We start from the raw sequence: 23,893 nt of genomic DNA, 5'->3' as shown, positions 1-23,893 counted from the left end.
ACCGGTGATTCGAGTGTTCGGTCAGCGGCCCTGCAGGGCCTTCACGTTGTCGCCGAAGGTCCAGCTGCGTGAGCCGTCCCAGTTGGCCGACCAGGTCATCAGGCCCTTGATGCCGGGGACGCTGTTGTACGCCTGGCTGACCAGCGCCGGCGTCATGTAACCGCCTCCGGCACCGGACTGGGCGGGCAGGCCCGGGACCTGCTTGTCGTACGGGACCCGGATGGTGGTGCCCTGGATGGTCAGGCCGTTGTTGAGGCACTGGGTCTGCACGGTGAAGCCCTGCACCGTGCCCGCCGAGTACGAGTCGCCGGAGCAGCCGTACATCGAACCGTTGTAGTACTGCATGTTCAGCCACCAGAGGCGGCCGTTGTCGGCGTACTTCTTGATGATCGGCAGGTAGGAGCCCCAGATCGAGCCGTAGGTGACGCTGCCGCCGGTGACGTACGCGGTCTCCGGAGCCATCGTCAGGCCGAAGTTCGACGGCATCTGCGTGAGCACGCCGTCGATGATCCGGATCAGGTTGGACTGCGACGCCGACAGGGTGTTGATGTTGCCGCTGCCGGTCAGGCCGGTCTCGATGTCGATGTCGATCCCGTCGAAGTTGTACCGCTTGAGGATCGGCACGATCGTCGCCACGAAGCGGTCGGCGACCGTGCTGGAGCTCAGGTCGATGCCGGCCGTCGCGCCGCCGATGGACATCAGCAGCGTCGAGCCCGCCGCCTTCGCCGAGCACATCTCGGCCGGGGTGGACACCCGCACGGTGGCATCCATGCCGTTCTCCCACAGCACCGTGCCGTCCGAGCGGATCACCGGGAACGCGGCGTTGATGACGTTGTAGCCGTGCTGCCGCAGCCGGCTGTCGTTGATCGGCACCCAGCCGAAGCCGGGGTGCACGCCGTTGCTCGCGCCGTCCCAGTTCTCCCAGTATCCGACGAGGACCTTGCCGGCCGGCCGCGACTTGACGGCGCAGGTCTCACCCCCGGGCGGGGTGGTCGGCGGCGTCGTGGGCGGGGTGGTCGGCGGTGTCGTCGGTGGAGTGGTGGGCGGCGTGGTCGGCGGGGTGGTGCCGCCGGTGCAGGCGCCGAGATCACGCCAGAGCGACGGGGTGGCGGCCGGGTTCCAGCCGGCGCCGGCGTACGCCGTATGAGTGACCAGCGCCGAGTAGAGCCGGCCGGCGTAGGTCACCTGGGTGCCGACCGTGTAGGTGTTGCCCTCGGCCCAGCCCGGCGCCGAGCAGACGACGGCGGCCCGCAGCGGCGCACCGGACACCGCGGCCAGGCCGTCCGGAGCGGCGGCCAGGGCGGTCGCCACGGTCATCGCGACACCGGCTACCAGCGCGAATACGGTCCGTCGTCTTCTCATGGCCACTCCTGACGCATCGATGACCGGCTCGGTCCCCCACATCTTCACGTTCGTGAACTTAAATATCAAGGCTTGTTAACAGATCGGGGTTCATTGACGTCCGCGCGCTCGGTGTGATCCCCTCTTTCCCTTCCGTGCCAACGGAGTTACCTCATACGGGGGACGAGGTTGGCGGGCTACGTAACAATGCAGGGAGAATGCCTGGCGGCGCGGCGCCCTCTGCTGCGCCGAGGATGTCGTAAGTTGCAGGCCAGCCGCATGGGCCGAACCAAGCCCCTAAACTGGAGGAAGTGGCCGTTCTCGGACGCTTCCCACGACGCCGGAGGAATCCGTGACCCGACCCGACCAGCGTCTCGACTCCGCGATGGACATAGCGCGGCGGGTGGGCAACGCCGATTTCAACTGGGACGCCTTCGACTCGGCGGCCTACTTCGAACACAACTACGGCACCCTGCGCAGCGACGACGAGCGGATCATCGAGATCGTCGCCGACTTCTTCCAGTCCGACCGCCGAACCTGGGGCACGCGCGCCATCGACGTCGGCGCCGGCGCCAACCTCTACCCGGCCCTGGCCATGCTGCCGTTCGCCGGCGAGGTGATCCTCTTCGAGCGCGCGTTCACCAACCGCGAGTGGCTGCAGGCCCAGATCAAGGACCCCTACCCGTCGTGGTGGCAGTTCTGGTCGCACATGAACGCGGGGCGCTCGGCGTATCAGCCGATCAAGGAGCCGTTCGATCTGCTCAGCCGGCGGGCCAAGGTGGAGAAGGGCAACATCTTCAGCCTCAAGCCCGGGCAGTACGACATGGGCACCATGTTCTTCGTCGCGGAGTCCATCACCACCCGCAACGACGAGTTCGTCCGGGCCACACAGTCCTTCGTGAACTCACTGGTGCCGCGCGGATCCTTCGCGGCGGCCTTCATGCGCGACTCCTCCGGCTACCGCGTCGGCGGCCGCAGCTTTCCGGCCTGTTCGGTGGACGAGGGCGACATCCGCGACGCGCTCGACCCGGTTGCCACGGATGTCAAAATTCAGACAGTGGAGAGCAAGGGCCTGCGCGAGGGCTACTGCGGGATGATTGTGGCCACGGGCCACAAGAGGATGTAACAGACCCACGGACGGGTAGGTGACGGCGCACCGATGCAGATCCAGCCACGTCAACAACTCCTCGATATCTGGCGGACCACCGCGCGTCTCTCCTACATCGACGGATCGTGGCAGTTCGGCGGCCGCGACGGCGCCAACTCCATCAGCGACGCCGAGCAGCTGCTCGTCCTGATGGCGCCGGCGACCGAGCTACCGATCTTCCGACTGGACAACCCGGACGCCGCCAACCGGGACGTGCTGGACGCGCTCGGCGTGCTCGGCGACGACATCCAGGTGCCGCAGCGGCTGCTGGAGGCGCTCACCGGCTACATCAAGCGCTACACGGCGCCGGACGGGACGCCCAGCTTCGCCGGCGGCACCTACTTCCGCCCCGACCTGGAGGGCGAGGAGGTCAAGACCGCGCAGCAGGAGCTGGACGTGGTCGACTCGTTCTCCATCTCCGTCACGCTGATGCTCGCCGTCGTCGGCTTCACCAAGATCTTCCGGCAGGTGGTCACCCGGCCGCGGCTGCTCGATCAGGTGAACGAGCTCGAGGAGCGGGCCGGTCAGCGGCTCACCGCCGCCATGGTCGGCCTGCTGCGCAGCTTCTCCGTCAACGTCTTCTCCGCCGACGAGCCGTACGGCCGGGAGCTGGTCCGGACGGTCAACCAGGAGCGCCGCCCGGCCCGGCAGGTCGTCGACGAGCTCCGCGAGGCGCTGCGCGAGATCAACGCCCGGCTCCGCGACGACGTCACCATCGGTTCCGGCGCCGCCGAGGGCAGCGAGCTCGACCTGCCCAACCGGCTCTTCGAGTGTGGCTGGAGCTGGGGGCTGGTCACCGACGCGCCCCAGATCGAGACGACGGCCGACGTCGGCCTGCAACGCGAGGGAATGGCGCAGAACGCGCCCTACCTGTACTTCACCACCGTGGCGCTCGAGGCGATCCAGGCGCTGTCGTCCGAGCGCACCCGGCTGCTCGGTCTGCTGGACGAGGCTCAGCTCAAGCTCGCGTCCGCGCTGCAGCTGCGCTTCGAGTTGACCCGGTCGTACTGGGCGACCATCGCCACGTTCGGCTCCGGCCGGTGGCCGCTGGAGGACCTGCCCTGGCGCACCACCGACGGCGTCGAGTTCGACTACTTCAGCCTGCTGGTCAGCGGCATGGTCGTGCAGAACATGGTGGCCGTCCGGGCGACCAACGCGGACCTCACCCGGGTGGCCGGCGTGCTGGACGAGCTGGCCAACCGCAGCCGCATCACCCGGCGCTCGACCGCCCTGGAGACCGCGCACAACGTGCACCATCCAGGCCTGCGCTTCCCGCTCGAGGGCAGCGAGAACGTCGGCGGGCCGATGCTGTCGTGGACGGTCGCGGACATCTCGCCGCTGCTGCTCAAGCGCACGCTCAACCTGGCCAGCCTGCTGTCGGACGGCACGTCCCGCAGCCGGCTGCTCGACCTCTCCGACGACCTGTGGACGCACCTGCGGCAGCGGCTCATCACCGACGGCACCCCGCACGGCATCTGGGACCAGCCGGCGGGCGCCTTCCCCCAGCTGGAGGTGAAGTACAACGAGCCCTCCTGGTATTACACCAAGCGGGTCGTCGACTGCCTCGTCACCGCCGCCCGGGTGATCAACGAACCGCCGCTGCGCAGCGAGCTGCTGGCCAACGTCGCCGCGGAGCTGCTCAACGAGGCCGCGCACCTCTACGACCGGGAGCGCCTCAACGGGTCCACCTACAGTGGTCAGACGCTGCGGGAGGAGCTCAAGCAGATCGGCGTCGAGCTGGAGCGGGCCAGGACGGTGCGCCGCGAGCGTCCCGGCGTCGCGGTCGCCGTCACCGAGGACGTACTGCGCCGGCTCGACCGCCTGTCGGCGGCCCGGCGCGCCGACAGCGGGCTCACCTAGCCATGATCGTCTTTGCGACCTCCGACAAGGGTGGCACCGGACGATCCGTCACCAGCAGTAACGTGGCCTACCGCCACGCCCTGCAGGGCGGCGACTGCTGCTATGTGGACTTCGACTTCGGCTCGCCGACCTCCGGCGCCATCTTCGACCTGCCGGACGCGGTCGCCGGCGTGGCGGAGGGCGGCCTGCACAGCCATCTGACGGACGGCACGCCCGACCCCCGTCGCATCGACGTCTGGGCCGAGTCGGAGCGTGACGTGCTGCGCGGCCGGCCGGCCGGCGCCGGGCGGCTGACGCTGCTGCCCGGTGACCGGGGCGGCGGCGAGTTCCGCTCCTCGCCCGAGATCGTCGGGCGCTGCGTGGACCTGCTGCTGCGCGCCGACGAGGAGTTCGACCTGGTCATCGTCGACCTCAGCGCCGGCCGCTCGTACGCCACCGAGATCGTGCTCGCCGCCACCGCCGCCGCCGCGCTGCACGGCGTGGTGGCGCGCTGGCTGGTGTTCCACCGCTGGACCCGGCAGCACATCGTCGCGGCGAGCGGCCTCGTGCACGGCAAGCACGGCATCCTGGAGACCGCGACCGACCTCGGCCACGACCCGGTGACGGTCCGCGACAACATCCGCTTCGTGCGTACCGCGGTGCTCGATGTGGCCTCACCCGGCCAGGCCGGCCTGCGCCCGGAGCAGCTCGCCTGGCTCGACGTCTGCAACAAGCGGCTGCAGGAGCTGGCGAGCCGGCGGCAGGTCGGGCGCACCAACGTGCTGGCCGAGATCCCCCTCGACCCGGTGCTGCAGTGGCAGGAGCAGCTGCTGTCCAACGACGACGTGTGGCTGCACCGCACGGCGAACCAGCGCACGGTCGACGCGTTCGACGATCTCGCCAAGAAGATCGTGGACGACTCCGCCTGGATCGGACTGTGACCGCCTACCCCGGCGTGTTCACCGAGGAGAGCGCCACGCCGGTGGTGCGCAAGGTGGCCCTGTCCCACCTCTCGATCGAGCTCGGCCACCTCTACATGGACGACTTCCGCGCCGGCGAGCAGCGGCTGCGGGACCACTTCCGGCGGGTGCTGCCCTGGGTGCGCACCGCGGAGCAGGCCTGCACCGCCGAGGTGCCGCGGGGCCGCCCGCGGGTGAGCACCTGCTTCCTCGTCGACGACTACTTCACCCGGTTCGGCACCCCGGCCGAGGTCGTGCGCGCCCTGGTCGGGGCGGCCGAGGAGAGCGGCCTGACGATCGACTACGTGGCCCGGGAGTCCGGGTGCGCGGCGGCCGACGGCGTCGACCTGGCGACCCTGGTGCGCCAGCACCTGGTGGCCGAGCCGCCCGAGGGCGACAACGGCGGCCGGCCCGCGACGGCGGTCAGCGGCTGGCTGAGCAACGGCGAGCGCGCCGGCGGCACCGGCGCCACGGCGGCCATGGCGGCGCCGCGCCCCTGGCAGCCGCCGCGGCAGAGCGCCGTGCAGAACCACTCGATCTTCGTGGACATCGAGCTGTGGAACGGCCCGACCGCCGAGGTGCTCTGGTCGTGCCCGTTCCTCGCGGCCGTCTGGCAGCTGCAGCGGCTCGGCCTGCTCCGGCACCTCGGCGAGCCGGTCGCCGAGCCGCGCCCGGGTACCGCGGACGACCTGGCCGACGACTGGGACCGGATGCCCGCGGTGGTGCAGCTCAATCCCCGGGCCGCGCCGTTCCGCGCGTACCGGACCTTCTCCGCGCTGGACGCGCGCTTCCTGCCGATCGAGCTGGCCGTGCGCACCATCCTGGGTCAGGTGGCGGTCGACGCCGCCGTCTCGGCGCAGGTGCGCGAGCGGGCCGAGGGCGAGGGGCTCACCCTGCCGGCCGAGGTGGTCGACCGGATCCGCTACGCGTTCCTGTAGTGCAGCGGCGGCTCGTGCGGCGAGCCGTCGAAGGCGCGGGACACCTCCCACAGCTCGCGGAAGAGCCGCGCGCACTCCTTGACCCGCGAGTCGGTCAGCACCAGGCGGGTCTCGGCGATCTGGGCGTGCTGCGGGTCGGCGGTGGTCGGGTTCGTCTCGTACGCCAGGGTGTCGTCGAAGACGATCATGTCGCGCACCTGCACCTGCAACGGCGGCGGCACCGCCTCGCGGTCGAGCAGCCGGACGTCGATGCTCATCCGGCGCTGCTCCTCGCAGGCCTGCCGGACCGCCGGGTCGTCCGCCATCTCGGGCGAGTCGAGCACGAAGATCCGCCGGACCCGCTTGCCGTTGCCGGCGGCCCGGCGCTGCGCGTCGAGGTAGCGCTGGCCGATCTCGCTGTGCCACAGGCCGTGGTCGACGGCCGAGAGGCTGATCGCGTCGATGCTGCTGGTGGCGTTGCGGGTGAGGCCGAGCAGCCAGTCGCGGTCCTCGCCGTAGTAGGTGACGGTGCCGCCCTCGGAGAGCTGCTTGAGGAACTCCGACGTCTCTTTGATCTTGGCCTGGACGAAGTGGTAGACGATCGGCGGCGACGTCGGCGAGATCTGGGTCGAGTTGCGCACCAGCTGGGTGACCAGGTCGGTCTGCAGCGCGGACGCCTCGATCAGCCCGAACAGCTCGGTGGCCTCGCTGATCTCGGAGAAGACGTCGCCGACCATCTGCTTCATCTCGGCCATGCCGTCCTTCTCGAGCTTCTCCACCGCGGCGAGCCGCTTCTCGAAGTCGTACAGGAAGCGCACGATCAGCGCGATGCCACCGATCAGGATGGACAGCGTTATCTGCACGGCCTGCGGCTGGTCGAGGGCGTTGGTGATCAGGAACGTGAGCCCGCCGGTGACGACCGCGAGCAGCGCCTTGCGGGTGACGCTGGTCTGGTCGGACGCGCCCGCGCCGAAGCCCATCATCGGCCGCCCGCCGCCGCCAGCGCCGCCACCGCACCGACCGACAGCTGGTCGCGGATCCGGTGCACCAGGGTGTCCCACTGCCGGCTGAAGCCGGGGCGCCGCTCGAGCGCCTCCCACACGTCCGCGGTCAGCTCGTCGCCGCGGGCGCCGGGCATCCAGAGGTGCAGCAGGTAATCGATGGCGGGCAGCAGACGCTCGAGGGCCTGCTGCCGGGGGATGGTGCCGATGGCGCTCTTGCCGATGATCTCCAGCAGCGCGCTCAGGAGCCAGTCGTGCATCGCGACGTCCTCGCAGACCGCGGCGAGCTCGGCCGCCGCCACGCCCGGGACGGTCAGCCGCAGCACGCGCAGGTCGCCGCCGCCGACGGAGAAGCCGACCCAGGTCGTGCCCGGCCCCGCGTCCTCCGCCACGCTGGCCACCCAGCGCAGCCGGGTCCGCGGCGACCTGAGCCGCACAGCGCCCCGGGTGGCGACCGCGCGCTGCACCCGGTCCGCCGCCCGGCCGGCCATCGCGCCGAGATCCAGCGCGGCGCCGGGCCGCTCCGGCGCCGCCAGCGCGGCCGCCGTCTCGTCCCAGCGGGTCCGGCCGAGCGTCTCGATGACGCCCGGCCGGGTGAGGTAGTGCGACCACGGCTGCCGGGCCCCGCCGGTGCCGCGGACGATGGCGGCGTACGCGGAGCCCTGCACGACGTGCCCGCCGGTGATCGCGGCCCGTTGCAGCGCCGTGCCGACGCCCCGCACCTGGCGGGCGGGGCCGGCCGCGCCGAGCCCGCAGTCCACCCCGACGGGTATCTCGGGCGAGCGCACGTAGGCGATCGGCCGCTCCGAGACCAGGACGGGCTCGCCGACCACCAGGTCGACGAGGCGCCGGGCCTGGTCGGACGTGACCGGATCCGGTCCACGCAGGAGTCCGGTGTGCACCTCACCGGCGATCAGCATCGGCCCCCCATGCTCGGCTGCGCGAACCGGGGAGACGCGCACACGCAAGGGTCAGCGGTGACCGATGACTCCCCAGCGGCGCGGCCCCGTGCCGCGCATGTCGCCAGCCAGTCGATTGCACCGCATTCGATCCCGGAATGCAACACGCTCAGTATCTGGGGCCGAACGCACCGTTGCTAGCATTCCCTGGGGCCTCCGACAACCCGCGAGTGCCATAGTCCGCAGCCGTCGTACATTTATGTCCTTCTACGTGATTACGGCGAACGCGCGGTTAGCGTCGGACGATGACCTCTGCCCGACCCGATGTCACCATCATCGGCGCCGGTGTATCAGGCCTGACCACGGCCGTCCGGCTCGCCGAGGAGGGGATGCGCGTCCGGGTCCGGGCGCGCGGCAGACCCGAGCAGACCACCTCGGCGGCGGCCGGCGCGATCTGGGACCCCATCTACGCCAACCATCCACAGGTGCCACAGTGGAGCGCCCGCGCCTACGAGGTGTTTCGCGGCCTGGCCGAGGCGGGACGCCCGGAGGTGCGGCTGGTCGACGGCGTCGAGGCCTCCCGGACGCCGATACCGTCGCCGGACTGGGCGCACCACCTGCCCGGCTACCGCGAGTGCGACCCCGGCGAGCTGCCGAGCGGATTCGTCAGCGGCTGGCACTACATCGCGCCGATCATCGACATGCCGCCCTACCTGAGCTACCTGGAGCGGCGGCTGAAGGCGGCCGGCGGCGAGCTGGAGCTCGCCGAGGTGCGCAGCCTGAGCGAGGCGCCGGGGCCGGTCGTGGTCAACTGCACCGGGATCGGCGCCCGCCAACTGGTGCCGGACACCGAGGTGGAACCCATCCGCGGGCAGCTGGTGGCCGTCCGCAATCCCGGGGTCACCGAGTTCTTCGCCGAGCACACCGCCCAGCTCGACGAGATGACCTACCTGCTGCCGCAGGGCGAGGTCCTGCTGCTCGGCGGCAGCGCCGAGAAGGGCCAGTTCGACCCGGAGCCCGACCTCGCCGTGGCCAAGGGGATCATCGAACGCTGCACCGGCATCGTGCCGGCGATCGCCACCGCGCGGGTGCTCGGGCACCGCACCGGGATCCGCCCGGACCGGCCGCAGATCCGGCTGGAGCACGAGGACCTGGGCGGCCGGCACCTGGTGCACAACTACGGGCACAGCGGCGCGGGGGTCAGCCTCTCCTGGGGCTGCGCCGACAGCGTGCTGGAGCTCGTCCGCGCCCTGGTCTAGCGGGCTACGGCCAGCGGATCCGCGGTGGCAGCCCGACGAACCGCGAGAACGGCAGCAGCGCCGCCTCGGCCTGCTCGCGCTCGGCGGGCCCGAGCGGCACCAGCGGGAACACGTCGATGGTCACCGCCTTCGCGCCGAGGGTGCGCTTCCAGGTGCCGACCACCCGCCCGTCGCGCACGATCGTGGACTGGAACACCCCGTTGCCGCCCGGCACGACCGCCTGCAGGTGCGCGTCGTCCATCATCAGGCGGCGGTCCTTGTAGCCCAGCATGTATTCGTCGAAGCCCGGCAGCGCCGTCCACCGCCCGGCCGGCGGCGCCGCGGGTGCGTCCAGCAGCTCCGGCGCGACCAGCATCTCGGTGCCGTCGACCCGGACCGTGGTCAGGCCCTCGCCCGCCGCGGCGACGCCCGCCTTGACGTCGGTCATCGTCAGGCCGGTCCAGCGCGCCAGGTCCGCCCGGGTGGCCGGGCCGTGTGCGCGGAAGAAGCGGAGCGCGATGATGCCCAGCGCCTCCTCGCGGGAGGGCCGGTTCGGCTCGGGGACCCACTCGTCCAGCAGCACGAACGTCTGCTCCTTGCCGACGTGCGGCGCGATGCAGGTGACGCCCTTCTGGCTCGAATACCACATCAGGTGGTAGCCCTTCTGGCCGGCGAGCTCGATGCCCGCGTCGGCCAGGGCGGCCAGGCACTCCGAGCGGGTGAGCCGGCGGCCCTTCAGGACGGTGCCGAGGACCTCCACGCCGCGGTCGGCGTCCCGCTCCGTCAGGCCGATGACCGCGCGGCGTTTCGCCGCGCCGGCCAGCATGCGCACGCCGGTCAGCTCGAGCATCCAGTGCGCGTCGGCGGGCGGGACCAGGTGGACGGTGCCGCGCATCGGCCAGGTGCGGATCGCCTCGCGGCGCTCCAGCGCCGCGTTCACGTCGTCGAGGGTGAACGCGGGCAGCCGCACGCCCAGCGACCACAGGCCGCTCGCCATGTCCTGCGCCTGCATCGCGCCGAACCACTCCACGACGCCCGCCACCGAGTCCGGTCCGGCGCCGGGTTCCAGCAGCAGGCTGCGCATCCGCAGGGCCAGCGCCTGCGAGTCGGTCAAGTCCACCTCGGCAGCCTATGCCGGGGCACCGACAGAAATGGGGTGGCCCGCTCGGGCCACCCCATCCGGATCAGACGATCAGCGGCCGCGCTGCGCGCGGTACCGGGCGATCAGGGCGTCCGTCGACGAGTCGATCGACGCCGCCGGCGCCTCGGCGGCGGTGAGCAGCGGCGCGAGCTGGTTGGCCATGACCTTGCCCAGCTCGACGCCCCACTGGTCGAACGGGTTGATCTCCCAGATCACGCCCTGGGTGAACGTGATGTGCTCGTACAGGGCGATGAGCTGGCCCAGCACGCCCGGGGTGAGCTTCTCGGCCAGGATGGTGGTGGTCGGGTGGTTGCCCGGCATCACCTTGTGCGGCACGATCGCCGCCGCGACGCCCTCGGCCTCGATCTGCTCGGCGGTGCGGCCGAAGGCGAGCGCGCCGGTCTGCGCGAAGAAGTTCGACATGAACAGGTCGTGCATCTCGCCGGTGTCGTGGTTGGGCACGCTGAAGCCGATGAAGTCCGCCGGGATCAGCTTCGTGCCCTGGTGGATCAGCTGGTAGAAGGCGTGCTGGCCGTTGGTGCCCGGCTCGCCCCAGAAGACCTCGCCGGTCTGGTAGTCCACGGCCGCGCCGTCCAGGCGCACCCGCTTGCCGTTGCTCTCCATGGTGAGCTGCTGCAGGTAGGCGGCGAAGCGGTGCAGGTACTGCGAGTACGGCAGCACCGCGTGCGACTGCGCGCCCAGGAACGTGTCGTACCAGACGTTCAGCAGGCCCATCAGGACCGGGACGTTCTGCTCCAGCGGCGCGGTGCGGTAGTGCTCGTCGACGGCGTGGTAGCCGGCCAGCAGCTCGCCGAAGCGCTGCCGGCCGATCGCCAGCATCACCGAGAGCCCGACCGCGGACGGCAGCGAGTAGCGGCCGCCGACCCAGTCCCAGAAGCCGAACATGTTCTCGGTGTCGATGCCGAAGTCGGCGACCCGGGCGGCGTTCGTGCTGACCGCGACGAAGTGCCGGGCCACCGCGGCGGGGTCGCCGCCCAGCCCGGCCACCAGCCAGTTGCGCGCCTCGGTGGCGTTGGTCAGCGTCTCCTGGGTGCCGAACGTCTTCGAGACGACCACGAACAGCGTCGACGCCGGGTCGAGGTCGTGCGTCTTCTCGTACAGGTCGGTCGGGTCGATGTTGGAGATGAAGCGGCAGGTCAGACCCGGATCCGCGTACGCCTTGAGCGCCTCGTACGCCATCACCGGCCCGAGGTCGGACCCGCCGATGCCGATGTTGACGATCGTCTTGATCCGCTCGCCGGTGGCGCCGCGCCAGTCGCCGGAGCGCACCCGGTCGGTGAAATCACCCATCCGGTCGAGCACCTCGTGCACATCGTGGACGATGTCCTGCCCGTCGACCACGAGGGCGGCGTCGCGCGGCAGCCGCAGCGCCGTGTGCAGCACCGCCCGGTCCTCGGTGACGTTGATGTGCTCGCCCGAGAACATCGCCTCGATCCGCTCGCGCAGCCGGGCCCGCTCCGCGAGGGCGAACAGCGCGGCGAGCACCTCGTCGGTGACCAGGTTCTTGCTGTAGTCCACGTGCAGGTCCGCCATCGCCGCGGTGAGCCGCTCGCCGCGCCGCGGATCACTGTCGAACAGCTCGCGCAGGTGCACGCCGGCGAACTTCTCGGCGTGCACCTGCACGGTCTGCCATTCGGCGCTGTCGGAAACGTGTTCGCTCATCTGCCTTGACTCCCGCCTGGACCTGAGATTCCGCGTTCATCGTGGCATGGATCGAATCCGCCCGCCGCTGGACACCTCAGGCGGTGGCCGCGGCGGCGCTGCGCCCGGCGACCCGGCCGGAGAAGAGGCAGCCGCCCAGGAAGGTGCCCTCCAGCGCGTTGTAGCCGTGCATGCCGCCGCCGCCGAACCCGGCGACCTCGCCGGCGGCGTAGACGCCGGGCAGCGGCTCGCCCGCGGCGGTGAGCACCCGGCCGGAGAGGTCCGTGTGCAGGCCGCCCAGGGTCTTGCGGGTGAGGATGTTCAGGCGGACCGCGATCAGCGGGCCCGCGGCGGGGTCGAGCAGGCGGTGCGGCGTGGCGACCCGGATCAGCTTGTCGCCCCGGTACCGGCGGGCCCCGTGTATGGCCGTGATCTGGGCGTCCTTGCTGAACGGGTTGGCCAGCTCGCGGTCGCGGTACTCGATCGTCCGGCGTACCGAATCGAGGTCGAGCTCCGGGCCGCCCTCCTGCGCGGCCATCTTGTTCATGCCGGCCACCAGCTCGGGCAGGGTCGGCGCGACGACGAAGTCGGCGCCGTTGCGCTTGAAGGCCTCCACCGGCGGGGTCGCGCCCGGCCGGATCCGGCCCAGCACCTGGCGGATGCTCTTGTTCGTCAGGTCCGGGTTCTGCTCGGAGCCCGACAGGGCGAACTCCTTCTCGATGATCTTCTGGGTGAGCACGAACCAGCTGTAGTCGTAGCCGGTCGCCATCAGGTGCTTGAGCGTCCCGAGCGTGTCGAAGCCGGGGAAGAGCGGCGCCGGCAGCCGCCGGCCGGTGGCGTCCAGCCACAGCGACGACGGGCCGGGCAGGATCCGGATGCCGTGGCCGGGCCAGATCGGGTCCCAGTTGCGCAGGCCCTCGGTGTAGTGCCACATCCGGTCCGGATTGATGATCTGGCCGCCGGCGGCCTCGGTGATGCCGAGCATCCGGCCGTCAACGTGCGCGGGCACCCCGGAGACCATCCGCTTCGGCGGCGCGCCCAGGCGCTCCGGCCAGGCCGCACGGACCAGGTCGTGGTCGCCGCCGATGCCGCCCGAGGTGACGATCACCGCCTGCGCCGCGTACGAGAAGTCGCCGGTCTCCTCCCGCGAGCTGGACTCGCCGCGGCGGATGTCGCTGGCCGCCAGGGTGCGCCCCCGCACCCCGGTGACCACGCCGCCGGTCTTGACCAGGCCGTCGACCCGGTGCCGGAAGCCGAAGGTCACCAGGCCCCGCTCGGCGGCGGCCCGGACCCGCCGCTCGAACACCTCGACCAGGCCGGGGCCGGTGCCCCAGGTCAGGTGGAAGCGCGGCACGGAGTTGCCGTGGCCGTCCGCGGCGCCCCCGCCGCGCTCGGCCCAGCCGACCACCGGGAACAGCCGGTGGCCCATGGCCCTCAGCCAGGACCGCTTCTCGCCGGCCGCGAACTGCACGTACGCCTCGGCCCACTTGCGCGGCCAGTGGTCCTCGTCGCGGTCGAAGGCGGCGCTGCCGAGCCAGTCCTGCCAGGCGAGGTCGACGCTGTCGCGCACGCCCATCCGGCGCTGCTCGGGCGAGTCGACCAGGAAGAGCCCGCCGAACGACCAGAACGCCTGCCCGCCGAGGCTCTGCTCGGGCTCCTGGTCGAGCAGCAGCACCTTTCGTCCCGCGTCGGCCAGTTCGGCTGTCGCCGCCAGGCCGGCCAGTCCCGCGCCCACGACGATCACATCTGCGTCCATGCCCCCACGGTAGGCATGATCATGCCAACATGGTGGTCCCGAAGCGCGGACTTTCTCCGTTGATTTATCACCGAGGTGACAAGGCTTGCTGGAACCCCGACTCGCATCCCTGCCGGCGGACGTCGGCGAGCAGGTCCGGGCCGTCCGGGGCGAGCTCCTCGACCGGGTGCTGGCGACCGTCCAGGCGGCCATGGGCGCGCAGGGCCGGCCGCTGGGCGGCGGGCAGGGGCGGGGGCTGGCCCTCGGGGTGCGTACCGCCGTCGACGCGTTCGCGGAGGCGGTGGCCGAGCCCGGCGCCGACCTGGCGCCGACCCGGGACGTGTTCGTCCGGCTCGGCCGCACCGAGTACCGCGAGGGGCACACCGTCGACGCGCTGCGCTCGATCCTCATGCTCGGCGGCCGCGACATGTGGGCGTACCTGGTCGACCGGGACCTGCCGCCGGACGTGCTCTACGTGCTCGCGTCGGCGCTGTTCGGCTTCACCGACATGCTGGCCGGCGCGGCGGCCGAGGGGTACCTGGACGAGCAGCGCCGCCACGCCCGGGACTGGGACACCACCCGGCGCCGGCTGATCACCCTGCTGGTGCAGCCGGACCCCGGCGCCGCCGCGATCCGGGCGGCCGCGGCCGCCGCCCGCTGGCCGCTGCCGGAGACCGTCGCGGTGGTCAGCGTCGAGGGCACCGACGGCGAGCACGTGGCCCGGCTCGCCGGCAGCGGCACCATCGCCACGGTCATCGACGACGCCACCCGGCTGGTCGTTCCGGAGCCGGACACCCCGGGCCGGCTCGCGCACCTGGCCTCGGCGCTGTCGGGGCGGCGGGCGGCGATCGGGCCGTCGGTGCAGCTGGCCGCGGCCCGGCTGTCGTTCCGGCTGTCGCGGCGCGCGCTGCTGCTGCAGCAGGACGGCGTGCTGCCCGCGGGTGCGCCGCTGCGCTGCGACGAGCACCTGGTCACGCTGGTGACCGCCTGGGAGCCGGGGCTCGGCGACCGGCTCGCGGCCCGCCACCTCGCGCCGCTCGGCGCGGCGGAGGGCGACGTGCTCGGCCCGACGCTGCTGGCCTGGCTGCGGGCGCAGGGCCAGGTCATCCCGGCCGCCGCGGCCCTGCACGCGCACCCGCAGACCGTGCGGTACCGGATGCGCAAGATCAGGCGCCTGTTCGGCGCCGCCCTCGACGACCCGGACCAGCGGCTGGCGCTGGAGCTGGCTCTGCGGCACCGGCTGGGCTAACGGCGGGAGTTGCGGTGGAAGTACCGCCACCCGAACGCGACGCCGCCGACCAGCACGACGGCGAAGACGGCCCACATCCACCACATCCAGACCGGGTTCGGGCCGTCGCCGCTGTCGGTGTTCACGGGCCCGACGTACTCCGGCGTCGGCGCCCCGGAGATCTCCGGCGCGGACGACTCGGCGGCGGGCGCCGAGGCGACCGGCGGGCCGGGCTGCAGGACGAGCAGCGGCGCCGGGTCCGCCGGCTCCGCGGCGCCCTCCTGCTGAATCTCGATCCAGCGGGAGACCTCGCCGTCCGCGTACGTCTCCACGGTCTTGAACGACAGCCGGGTCTCGTCGGCGGGCAGCGCCGCGACCTTGACGCTCCACTCGGCGTCCTGGTCCTTGGCGAGCGCCTTGCCGCCGACGGTGAAGCCGTCGGAGGTCGTCGCGAACTCCCAGCCCGCCGGCATCGTCACCGGTGTGACGTCGGCCGGCGCGATGCCCGCGGGCAGCACCACCCGCTCGCTGACGATGCCGGACGGGTTCTCCGCCTCGCCGCGGAAGCTCAGCGTCACGTCCGTCGCGCCGGCGTGCGCCTTGTCCGCGCTGACCTCGACGTGGGCGGCCGCGGGCACGGCGAGCGCCAGGACGCCCAGCGCGGCGAGCGCGCCGATCGTCGTCAACCGGGACCTGTTACGCACGCCTGGAACCATTCCCCCACAATCGCCCACGGGGCCAGGAATTTCCGCGACATGCCGGAAATCCTCACCGGTAGACGCGCAGATCCGCGACGCTCCACCAACTGCCGCTCGTGCCGGTCGACGTGACCCGCAGGAAGCGGGCCCGGGTGGGCGGCAGGTCGACGTTGGTCAGCTGGCCGGCGCCCTCGCCCCGCGCGAGGGTGCGCCAGGCGACGCCGTCGCTGCTGACGGACAGCGCCCAGCCGCGGGCGTAGTCCCCGGTGTTGCCGCCGCTGTCGATCGCCACCCGGCGCAGCCGGCGGGCGGCGCCGAGGTCGACCTGGAGGTACTGCCCCGGCTCCTGCGCCGCGCCGCTGGACCAGCGGGTCGAGCCGTCGCCGTCGATCGCGGCGGCCGGGTCCCCGCCCGCCGGCGCGGCGGTGGCCGTCGCGCCCTCGAGGTCGACGAGGTCGAGGTCGGTGTCCAGGCCGCGGGGCCAGGTGAACGTGGCCAGGGCGCCGCCGGGCAGCGTGTACTCGAACGAGCGGTCGCCGACGGCGACCGCGAACGTGCGCGGGTCGTCGTTCTCGTTGTGCACCACCAGGGCGGTCGAGCCGTCCGGGTTGCGGAACGCCACGTCCATGATCTGGCCGTTCCAGCCGGTGGTGCCGAACGACGTGCTGGCGATCCGGTACGCGCCCGGCCGCACGAACTTCGCCAGGTGCCCGATCGTGAAGTACTCGGCGTCGCGGCTGACCGAGCCGTCCGGGTGCAGGGTCAGCAGTCCGGTGCAGGTGCCGCAGCCGCCCAGGTGCGGTCCGCCGGTGCTGTCCAGGGCGATGTTCCAGTTCACCACGGACTTCGCCCAGTTGCGGGTGGTGCCGATGGCCAGGGTCCGGGCGTGCCAGGTGAGCGTGCCCCGGAAGATCTGCTCGGGGGTGTCCTGCTCGCCGTGCGAGCCGGAGCACTCGGTGAACCAGATGCCCTTCTCCGGGTACGCCTCGTGCAGCGCGGTCTGCGCGCTCGGTTCGCCCGAGTAGCAGTGGTAGGCGGTGCCGGCGAGCCACCGCCCGGCCGGCGAGTCCAGCAGCCGGTACGGGTAGTCGGTCTCCGGATCCTCGCCCGGCGGGGTGGTGGCGACGTCGCCGGGATGCGTGGCCCAGTTGTGGTCGTAGCCGAGGATCCGGGTGCGCGGGCTGTGCCGGCGCAGCAGCGGGCCGAGCGCCTCGATCACCTTCGCCGCCTGCCCGACCGGCACCGCGGCGCCCGGGTAGCCGCCGTCGTGGCGGTTCTGCGGCTCGTTCTGGACGGTCAGGTAGTCGATCGGCACGCCCGCCTCGGCGTACTGGAGCACGTAGCGGACCAGGTAGCGGGCGTACGCGTCGTAGATCCGCGGGTCGTCCTTGAGGTGGCCGCCGATCAGCGAGTCGCTGGTCTTCATCCACGCCGGCGGGCTCCACGGCGTACCCATGATCTTCAGTTGCGGGTTGAGCTGCCGCGCCCGGCGCAGCAGCGGCAGGATCTGCGCCCGGTCGTGGTCGATGCTGAAGTGCCGCAGCGCGAAGTCCGTCTCGCCGGCCGGCACGTCGTCGTAGCTGTAGTGCGCGCCGGCCGCGGTGAAGTCGGAGGAGCCGATCGGCTGGCGCAGGAAGCCGACGCCGATGCCCTCGCGCGGGTCGAACAGCGAGCGCATCGCCCGGTCGCGGGCCGCCGGGTCGAGGCGGTGGAGCACGCTCGCGGCCGAGTCGGTCAGGGACGCGCCGAAGCCGTCCATGCTCTGGTAACGGGTGCCGGGGTCGACCGTGATGGTGGTCTCGGGGCTGGCGCCGCGGGTGAACGTCACGGGTGCCCGCTCGTGCAGCTGCTCGGCCCGGTCCGGGGTGGTGACCCAGACCCGGGCCTGCGGCGCGCGGGATCGGGGGTGCGCCTGCGCGGGCGCGGTCGTCAGGATCAGCAGGGTGGCACCGACCGCCGCACCGAGTTTCCGCATGGTCCACTCCCTTGAAACAAATGAAACAAACTGCTCCATCTACATCGATAGGAAACAATCTCGAATCGTCTCTGTCAAGATGTTCTGCACGCCGGTAAGCTGCACTTTTGTGAAACAAGGCGATGTAACAAACTCTGGGCGCAACACCGTCCGGGATGTCGCCGCCGCGGCGGGCGTATCGATCGCCACCGTCTCGCGCGTCCTCAACGGCCGCGGCAACGTCGCACCCGAGACCCGCGAGCTGGTGGAGAGCACCGTGGCCCGGCTGAACGGCCCCGGGCCGAGACCCCGCGGCCCGGCCCGGCCGATCGCGGGCTCGGTCTTCGTGCGCTGCCCGTACGTGCTGACGGACTACTTCGGCGTGATCGTCTCCTCGATCGCCGAGACCCTGCTGCTGTACGGCCGCCCGCTCGTGCTCGACGCCGGCGAGTCCGCCCAGCGCTCCCCCGTGCTGGCGAAGCTGCCCGGCCGCTCGGGCCTGGCCGGCGCGGTGCTGATCCTGCCGCCGGAGCCCGCCGCGGACATCGAGGCGCTGCGCGCACACCGCTTCCCCTTCGTCGTGGTCGATCCCCGGCTGCCGCCGCCACGTGACGTCGTCGCCGTGTCCGCCGCGCACGCCGCCGGGGCGCGCAGCCTCACCGCGCACCTCACCGGGCTCGGCCACCGCCGGATCGGGGTGGTGGCGGGCCCGCGCGAGTGGCTGGCCAGCGACGCCCGGCTGGCCGGGCACAACGCCGCCCTCGCCGACGCCGGCGTCCTGAGCGCGCCCGGCCTGATCCGGCACGTCGAGCCGACCGTCGAGCGCGGCAGGCGGGCCGCCGGCGAGCTGCTCGACCTGCCCGAACGCCCCACCGCGCTGGTCGGCTTCAACGACAAGGCCGCCGTCGGCGCGCTGCAGGCGGCCGGCGCCCGCGGGCTGCGGGTGCCGCAGGACGTCTCGATCGCGGGCTTCGACGACATCGACCTGAGCCGGGCCACCAGCCCCACGCTGACCACCGTGCGCCAGCCGCTCGCCGAGCTCGGCCGGATGGCGGTCTCCCTGCTGGCCCGCCTACTCGAACGGCACGAGCTCGAGGCGCTGCACGTCGAGCTCGCCACCGAGCTGGTGGTGCGGGACTCCACCGATAGGGTGCCCGGGTGACCTCGTTCGCGGTGGTGGGCGCCGGCTGGCGCGCCGAGATGTTCTGGCGGATCGCGGCCGGCCTGCCCGGCCTGGAGTGTGTGGGCGCGGTGGTCCGCAGCCCGCGCGACCTGCCCGTGCCGACCTATCGCTCGCTGGCCGAGTGCGTGGCCGGCGCCGCGCCGGACTTCGTGGTGACGGCCGTGACCTGGCAGGCCGGACCCGCGCTGATCGTCGAGGCGGCCGAGCGCGGGCTGCCCGTGCTGGCCGAGACTCCCCCGGCGCCGGACGTCGCCGGGCTGCGCGAGCTGTGGGCCGCCGTCGGCGGGTCCGGGCTGGTGCAGGTGGCCGAGCAGTACCTGCTGATGCCCGCGCACGCCGCCCGGCTCGCGGCGGTGCGCGCCGGGCTCATCGGCGCGCCGGCCCAGGTGCAGGTCTCCTCGACACACCAGTACCACGCCGTCTCGCTGATCCGCGGGATACTCGGCGCCGGCCGCGGACCGGTGAGCGTGCGGGCCAGTCGCACCACCGCGCCGCTGCTCGACCCGCTGACCCGCGACGGCTGGACCGACGACCCCGGCCCGAGACCCGCGACCACCACCATCGCCACCCTCGACTTCGGCGACGGGCGCTCCGGGCTCTACGACTTCACCACCAACCAGTGGCACAACCAGCTGCGCTTCCGCCGCCTCCTGGTCCGCGGCAGCCACGGGGAGCTCCGCGACGACGAGGTGGTCCGGCTGCCCGCGCCGCGCACGGTCGTGCGCACGCCTCTGGTACGCCGCCAGACGGGCTACGACCTGGACCTGGACGGCTTCGACACCGACACGATCACGTACGGCGGCGACGTGCTCTACCGCAACCCGTACCCGGGGCGGCGCTGGAGCGACGAGGAGATCGCCATCGCGACGCTGCTCGACGCCACCGCCGCCTGGGTGCGCGGCGAGGCCGAGGCGCCGTACCCGCTGGCCGACGGCGCGCAGGACCACCTGCTCGCGCTCGCCGTCGAGGAGGCCGCCGACACCGACCGCACCGTCACCACCGGCACCGAGCCCTGGGCGTAGTCCGGTTGCGAAGAAGGTCTCGCGTTCAGCCGGGTTGACGACACACCGAACGGAAGGCTGTCACCTTCCGATCGGAGCCCCAGATGACCACGCGACCCGCTCGCGCATGCTTCACGGCGTGGATGGCGGTGCTGACCGCCGTCAACTACGCCTGGCCGGCCGGGCACGCCTTCACGTGGGGCCTGATCGGGCTCTCCGGCGCCGCGGCGATCGTCGTCGGCGTACGGGTCAACCGGCCCGCCCGCCGCCTGCCCTGGTATCTACTCGCCGTCGCCGTGGCCTGCTACATCTTCGGCGACACGCTCTCCTACCTCCAGGACGCGCTGGGCCTGGTCACCCCGTTCCCGGGACCGTCCGACATCTGCTACCTGCTGGTCTACCCGCCGCTCGCGGCCGCGCTGACGATCTTCATCCGGACCCGCTCGGGCAACGCGAACCGCGCCGCGCTGCTCGACGCGCTCCTGCCCACGGTCAGCCTCGGCCTGCTCGCCTGGATCTACCTGATCGTGCCCTACGTCAAGGTCGCCGACCTGACCCTGCAGGAGAAGGCGATCGCCATCGGGTACCCGCTCGGCGACGTGCTGGCCCTCGCCCTGATGCTGCGCCTGCTCACCGCACCGGGCCGCAAGCCGCTCGCGATGCGCCTGCTGTCGGTGAGCATCCTCGGCGCGCTGGTCTCCGACGTCGTCTACGGCATGGCCCGCCTCGACGGCGACTGGGCCGTCGGCGGCCCCGTCTACCTCGGCTGGATCGCCTTCTACAGCGCCGCCGGATACGCCGCGCTGCACCCGTCGATGACCCGGCTCACCGAGCACACCGCGCCCAGCGTGGACACCGTCGAGACCGGCGGCCGCCGCCTGGTCCTGCTGGCGGCCGCCGCGCTGATCGCCCCGGCCGTCCTGCTCGCGGAGCACCTCGACGGCGGCGTCACCAACGCGCCCGTCATCGCGGCCGTCTCCGCGCTGATCTTCCTGCTGGTGATGGGCCGGGTCTACGGGCTGCTCACCGACCAGCGCCAGACCAACCTGCGCGAGAGCGCCCTGCGCCGCGCCAACGCCGCGCTCTCGGCCGCCACGACCGAGGACGACATCCGGACGGCGATAGGGACCGCGATCGGCGAGCTGATGCCGCCCGGACGGCGCTACCGCCTGACCGCCGACGAGCCGGTGCCGCTCGAGCCCGCGGCGGCGGCCGAGGTGGGCATCAGCCTGGTGCCCGCGCCCGGTGGCGGCTCCGGCCACGCCCTGCGCGCCGGGGTGATCATTTCGGGCGGCCCGCCGCGGCTGGCCTCGATGCACCTGTCGGCGCCGGACTCGGTCCTGCACGCCGTGATGCCCGCGGTACGGGCCCTGTTCGACCAGGTCGCCATGGTGATCGAGCGGATCGGTCTGGCCGGCGAGATCAGCCGGCGCGACGGCGAGGCCTACTTCCGGACCCTGATCCAGAGCGCGTCCGACGTCATCCTGATCGTCGGCGACGACGACCGGATCCGGTACGCGAGCCCGTCCGCGACCACCGTCCTCGGCTGGACCGAGCTGCCCGGCCAGCACCTGTCCGGCCTGATCGCCGACACCCACCGCGCGGCCCTGGCCCGCACGCTGGACCTGGCCCGCTCGGGCAACGGCGGGCCGGACGCCGTCGACCTCACCGTGGTCTGCGCCGACCGCCGGCTGCGCCAGGTCGAGTGCGCCGGCCGCGACCTGCGCGACGACCCGACCGTCGCCGGCCTCGTCCTGACCATCCGGGACGTCACCGAACGCCGGCGCCTGGAGAACGACCTGGCACACCAGGCCTTCCACGACGGGCTCACCGGGCTCGCCAACCGGGTGCTGTTCCGCGACCGGCTCGAGCAGTCGTTCGTCCGCTCCGAACAGGAGGCGGCCAAGATCGGCGTCCTCTTCATCGACCTCGACGACTTCAAGGGCGTCAACGACACCCTCGGCCACGCGGTCGGCGACCAGCTGCTGATCGCCATCGGCGAGCGGATCACGAACGCCATCGGCGCGTCGAACATGGCGGCCCGGATGGGCGGCGACGAGTTCGCCATCCTCATCGAGGAGGCCACCGACCCGGCCGCGGCCGAGGAGGTCGCCGAGCGCATCGTCCTGGCCCTGTCCGAACCGGTCGAGGTCAGCGACGGCCTCGGCGGCACACACCTGCTCGGCGGCGCGGGCAGCGTCGGCGTCGCCACCAGCCACGAGGCGGCCAGCCCGACCGAGCTGCTGCGCCACGCCGACCTGGCCCTCTACCTGGCCAAGGGCGTCGGCAAGGCCACCTGGCGGCGCTACCGCAACGAGCTGCACACGGAGATGGTCGAGCGGCTGGAGCTGCGCACCTCGCTGCTCGAGGCGATCGACGACGAGCAGTTCGTGCTCCAGTACCAGCCGATCGTCGACGTGCGCACCCGCGAAGTCGTCGGAGTCGAGTCGCTGCTGCGCTGGCAGCACCCCGAGCGCGGCTCGCTGAGCCCGGCACACTTCATCGAACTCGCCGAGGAGAGCGGCGCCGTCGTCCGCCTCGGCGCCTGGGTACTGCGCGAGGCGCTGCAACAGTTCGCCTCGTGGCGCGCCGCGGACCCGGACCACCCGCTGCGCTACGTCAGCGTCAACGTCTCACCCCGCCAGTTCCGCCAGCCGGGCTTCGTCGACCAGGTACGCCGGGCCCTCGCCGACGCCGGCGCCCGCCCCGAATGGCTGCTGCTGGAGATCACCGAGAGCCTGGTGCTCCACGACGCCGACCAGGTCTGGGCCGATTTGAAGGAGCTGCGCGCGCTCGGCGTGCGCATCGCCATCGACGACTTCGGCACCGGCTACTCCTCGCTGGGCTACCTGCGCCACATGCCCGTCGACGTCCTGAAGATCGACAAGACCTTCATCGACGACATCCTGGCCAGCCGCCAGCAACGCGCCCTGGTCGACGCGATCGTCACCCTGGCACACAACCTCGACCTGACGGTCGTGGCCGAGGGCATCGAGGACGGCGCCCAACGCGAACTGCTCGACATGATGGGCTGCCCGTACGGCCAGGGCTACCTGTTCGCCGCCCCCCTCTGGCCGTCCGAAATCCCCGCACTGCTCGACCGCCCGACACCGGTGGCGGCCTGACACCCCGCGTGCCCGATTCTCCAGGTTGTCTGCCGCGTCTCCGATCCATCTCAAAGATCGGTTCTCCCGCATCGTGGCAACCTCACCGACAGCGAGCGGCGCTGACCTGCGTCGCCGGAAATACACCGGCCTGACCTGCGGTTTCATACATTTGATCGAATGAGAGCGCCGGTCTAGGGTCTCCCGTCGTGGATCAACAGCCTTCGCCCCGTGAGTTCGCTTCCGCGCACATCCTCGGCCAGTACCAGCAGGCAGGTCTCCGGTTCGACGGCATCTACCAGATGCTGCTGACCCACCTGCGGGAGAACCGACAGGCGGATCCACAACCGAGGGAGTACGCACAACTGCTCGCGGACATCAGCCGGCTCGGGTTCGCCGACTACCGAGACCCGGTGACGCCCTGGCCGAACTTCGTCATCGACGGCAGCGTGCTGCTGTCGTTCGCCCGAATGGACAACCGGACCGTCGGTGCGGCGCTGATCGACGCGGTCGCGGACAGCTCATGCCAGGTCATCGCTTCACCACTCGCGTACCTGCACATCGCCGACCAGCTGGCGGCCGCCCGCGGCGCCGATCAGCGACTCCACCGGGTACTGCGGCACCGGCCGGCGGACGAGACCCCGGCGTCGCCGGCGGTGGTCGACGTGCCGCCTTTGACGTTCCGGCAGGTCGACGTCATCACACAGCTGAACACCGGAGAACGTCTCGACACCATGCACACGGCACTGCTGGCGCTGCACTACCGCTGCGTGATCGGGACGCTCGAACCGGAGGTGTATCACCGGATCGGTTATGGGCGAGTGCTGAACCTTGCCGGGTGAGCCA

The 23,893-nt window shown here is 72.1% G+C and carries 18 protein-coding genes; 10 read left to right on the top strand and 8 right to left on the bottom strand.

The genetic code is table 11. From position 1 onward, the window contains the following. Positions 1-21: 21 nt before the first annotated feature. Positions 22-1,362 (bottom strand): carbohydrate-binding protein, encoded by a 1,341-nt coding sequence (locus tag ACIBSW_RS33565; protein ID WP_354725955.1) that lies wholly within the window; start codon positions 1,360-1,362, stop codon positions 22-24. 331 nt (positions 1,363-1,693) lie between these two features. Between ACIBSW_RS33565 and ACIBSW_RS33560 the strand changes: the two genes are divergently transcribed. Genes ACIBSW_RS33560 through ACIBSW_RS33545 form a run of 4 tightly spaced genes read left to right on the top strand, consistent with a single transcriptional unit; the run spans position 1,694 to position 6,224 of the window. Beyond that, positions 1,694-2,467: an SCO2525 family SAM-dependent methyltransferase gene (locus ACIBSW_RS33560; RefSeq protein WP_354725957.1), complete on the top strand. Its 774-nt coding sequence runs from the start codon at positions 1,694-1,696 to the stop codon at positions 2,465-2,467. A 33-nt stretch (positions 2,468-2,500) separates the two neighbouring features. After that, the gene (locus ACIBSW_RS33555) at positions 2,501-4,348 is read left to right on the top strand and encodes an SCO2524 family protein (protein WP_354725959.1); all 1,848 of its coding nucleotides are present in this window, start codon (positions 2,501-2,503) and stop codon (positions 4,346-4,348) included. Positions 4,349-4,350: 2 nt separating this feature from the next. Next, positions 4,351-5,268: an SCO2523 family variant P-loop protein gene (locus tag ACIBSW_RS33550; RefSeq protein WP_354725961.1), complete on the top strand. Its 918-nt coding sequence runs from the start codon at positions 4,351-4,353 to the stop codon at positions 5,266-5,268. Then, positions 5,265-6,224: an SCO2522 family protein gene (locus ACIBSW_RS33545; RefSeq protein ID WP_354725963.1), complete on the top strand. Its 960-nt coding sequence runs from the start codon at positions 5,265-5,267 to the stop codon at positions 6,222-6,224. Before ACIBSW_RS33550 ends, ACIBSW_RS33545 begins: the two co-directional genes overlap by 4 nt. Here ACIBSW_RS33545 and ACIBSW_RS33540 read toward each other — a convergent pair. Both ACIBSW_RS33540 and ACIBSW_RS33535 read right to left on the bottom strand, forming a co-directional pair. Beyond that, positions 6,209-7,186 (bottom strand): DUF6879 family protein, encoded by a 978-nt coding sequence (locus ACIBSW_RS33540; RefSeq protein ID WP_354725965.1) that lies wholly within the window; start codon positions 7,184-7,186, stop codon positions 6,209-6,211. The genes ACIBSW_RS33545 and ACIBSW_RS33540 overlap by 16 nt on opposite strands. Next, positions 7,183-8,124: an SCO2521 family protein gene (locus tag ACIBSW_RS33535; protein WP_354725967.1), complete on the bottom strand. Its 942-nt coding sequence runs from the start codon at positions 8,122-8,124 to the stop codon at positions 7,183-7,185. Before ACIBSW_RS33535 ends, ACIBSW_RS33540 begins: the two co-directional genes overlap by 4 nt. Positions 8,125-8,408: 284 nt before the next feature. On the opposite strand from ACIBSW_RS33535, the gene ACIBSW_RS33530 reads away from it, so the two are divergent. Beyond that, on the top strand, positions 8,409-9,362 hold the full coding sequence (locus ACIBSW_RS33530; protein ID WP_354725968.1) for an FAD-dependent oxidoreductase: 954 nt from the start codon (positions 8,409-8,411) through the stop codon (positions 9,360-9,362). A 4-nt stretch (positions 9,363-9,366) separates the two neighbouring features. On the opposite strand, the gene ACIBSW_RS33525 is transcribed toward ACIBSW_RS33530, so the two are convergent. The 3 genes from ACIBSW_RS33525 to ACIBSW_RS33515 form a co-directional block, all read right to left on the bottom strand. Beyond that, the gene (locus ACIBSW_RS33525) at positions 9,367-10,461 is read right to left on the bottom strand and encodes a winged helix DNA-binding domain-containing protein (RefSeq protein ID WP_404799537.1); all 1,095 of its coding nucleotides are present in this window, start codon (positions 10,459-10,461) and stop codon (positions 9,367-9,369) included. A gap of 72 nt (positions 10,462-10,533) precedes the next feature. Next, positions 10,534-12,165, bottom strand: a complete 1,632-nt coding sequence (gene pgi, locus ACIBSW_RS33520) for a glucose-6-phosphate isomerase (protein ID WP_354725970.1) — start codon at positions 12,163-12,165, stop codon at positions 10,534-10,536. 76 nt (positions 12,166-12,241) lie between these two features. Continuing rightward, complete coding sequence (locus tag ACIBSW_RS33515; RefSeq protein WP_354725972.1) at positions 12,242-13,900, bottom strand: FAD-binding dehydrogenase; 1,659 nt, start codon at positions 13,898-13,900, stop codon at positions 12,242-12,244. A gap of 85 nt (positions 13,901-13,985) precedes the next feature. On the opposite strand from ACIBSW_RS33515, the gene ACIBSW_RS33510 reads away from it, so the two are divergent. Next, positions 13,986-15,128, top strand: a complete 1,143-nt coding sequence (locus ACIBSW_RS33510) for a helix-turn-helix domain-containing protein (RefSeq protein ID WP_354725974.1) — start codon at positions 13,986-13,988, stop codon at positions 15,126-15,128. On the opposite strand, the gene ACIBSW_RS33505 is transcribed toward ACIBSW_RS33510, so the two are convergent. Together ACIBSW_RS33505 and ACIBSW_RS33500 are read right to left on the bottom strand one after the other, a co-directional pair. Continuing rightward, positions 15,125-15,811 (bottom strand): DUF1775 domain-containing protein, encoded by a 687-nt coding sequence (locus tag ACIBSW_RS33505; RefSeq protein WP_354725976.1) that lies wholly within the window; start codon positions 15,809-15,811, stop codon positions 15,125-15,127. The genes ACIBSW_RS33510 and ACIBSW_RS33505 overlap by 4 nt on opposite strands. Before the next feature lie 64 nt (positions 15,812-15,875). Next, positions 15,876-17,780, bottom strand: coding sequence for a discoidin domain-containing protein (locus ACIBSW_RS33500; protein WP_404799536.1), 1,905 nt, complete (start codon positions 17,778-17,780; stop codon positions 15,876-15,878). Positions 17,781-17,889: 109 nt separating this feature from the next. Here ACIBSW_RS33500 and ACIBSW_RS33495 point away from each other — a divergent pair, with 109 nt between their 5' ends. From ACIBSW_RS33495 to ACIBSW_RS33480, 4 genes are all read left to right on the top strand, one after another. Further along, complete coding sequence (locus ACIBSW_RS33495) at positions 17,890-18,921, top strand: substrate-binding domain-containing protein (protein WP_354728863.1); 1,032 nt, start codon at positions 17,890-17,892, stop codon at positions 18,919-18,921. Beyond that, positions 18,918-19,964, top strand: coding sequence for a Gfo/Idh/MocA family oxidoreductase (locus ACIBSW_RS33490; protein WP_354728865.1), 1,047 nt, complete (start codon positions 18,918-18,920; stop codon positions 19,962-19,964). Before ACIBSW_RS33495 ends, ACIBSW_RS33490 begins: the two co-directional genes overlap by 4 nt. 83 nt (positions 19,965-20,047) lie before the next feature. Continuing rightward, the gene (locus ACIBSW_RS33485; protein ID WP_354728867.1) at positions 20,048-23,068 is read left to right on the top strand and encodes a bifunctional diguanylate cyclase/phosphodiesterase; all 3,021 of its coding nucleotides are present in this window, start codon (positions 20,048-20,050) and stop codon (positions 23,066-23,068) included. 188 nt (positions 23,069-23,256) lie between these two features. Continuing rightward, on the top strand, positions 23,257-23,889 hold the full coding sequence (locus tag ACIBSW_RS33480) for a hypothetical protein (RefSeq protein ID WP_354728869.1): 633 nt from the start codon (positions 23,257-23,259) through the stop codon (positions 23,887-23,889). Positions 23,890-23,893 lie beyond the last annotated feature (4 nt).

The organism is Actinoplanes sp. NPDC049668 (assembly GCF_044465445.1).
GTDB lineage: Bacteria > Actinomycetota > Actinomycetes > Mycobacteriales > Micromonosporaceae > Actinoplanes.
Note: the sequence above shows the minus strand (reverse complement) of the source record. Positions and strands in the feature narration are given on the sequence as shown.

What these genes read in the sequence shown, in the direction of transcription:
- ACIBSW_RS33535 (WP_354725967.1), bottom strand. Translation starts at nt 8,124, where the DNA reads ATGCTGATCGCCGGTGAGGTGCACACCGGACTCCTGCGTGGACCGGAT.
- ACIBSW_RS33555 (WP_354725959.1), top strand. Translation starts at nt 2,501, where the DNA reads ATGCAGATCCAGCCACGTCAACAACTCCTCGATATCTGGCGGACCACC.
- pgi (WP_354725970.1), bottom strand. Translation starts at nt 12,165, where the DNA reads ATGAGCGAACACGTTTCCGACAGCGCCGAATGGCAGACCGTGCAGGTG.
- ACIBSW_RS33500 (WP_404799536.1), bottom strand. Translation starts at nt 17,780, where the DNA reads ATGCGGAAACTCGGTGCGGCGGTCGGTGCCACCCTGCTGATCCTGACG.
- ACIBSW_RS33565 (WP_354725955.1), bottom strand. Translation starts at nt 1,362, where the DNA reads ATGAGAAGACGACGGACCGTATTCGCGCTGGTAGCCGGTGTCGCGATG.
- ACIBSW_RS33540 (WP_354725965.1), bottom strand. Translation starts at nt 7,186, where the DNA reads ATGATGGGCTTCGGCGCGGGCGCGTCCGACCAGACCAGCGTCACCCGC.
- ACIBSW_RS33515 (WP_354725972.1), bottom strand. Translation starts at nt 13,900, where the DNA reads ATGGACGCAGATGTGATCGTCGTGGGCGCGGGACTGGCCGGCCTGGCG.
- ACIBSW_RS33485 (WP_354728867.1), top strand. Translation starts at nt 20,048, where the DNA reads ATGACCACGCGACCCGCTCGCGCATGCTTCACGGCGTGGATGGCGGTG.
- ACIBSW_RS33550 (WP_354725961.1), top strand. Translation starts at nt 4,351, where the DNA reads ATGATCGTCTTTGCGACCTCCGACAAGGGTGGCACCGGACGATCCGTC.
- ACIBSW_RS33530 (WP_354725968.1), top strand. Translation starts at nt 8,409, where the DNA reads ATGACCTCTGCCCGACCCGATGTCACCATCATCGGCGCCGGTGTATCA.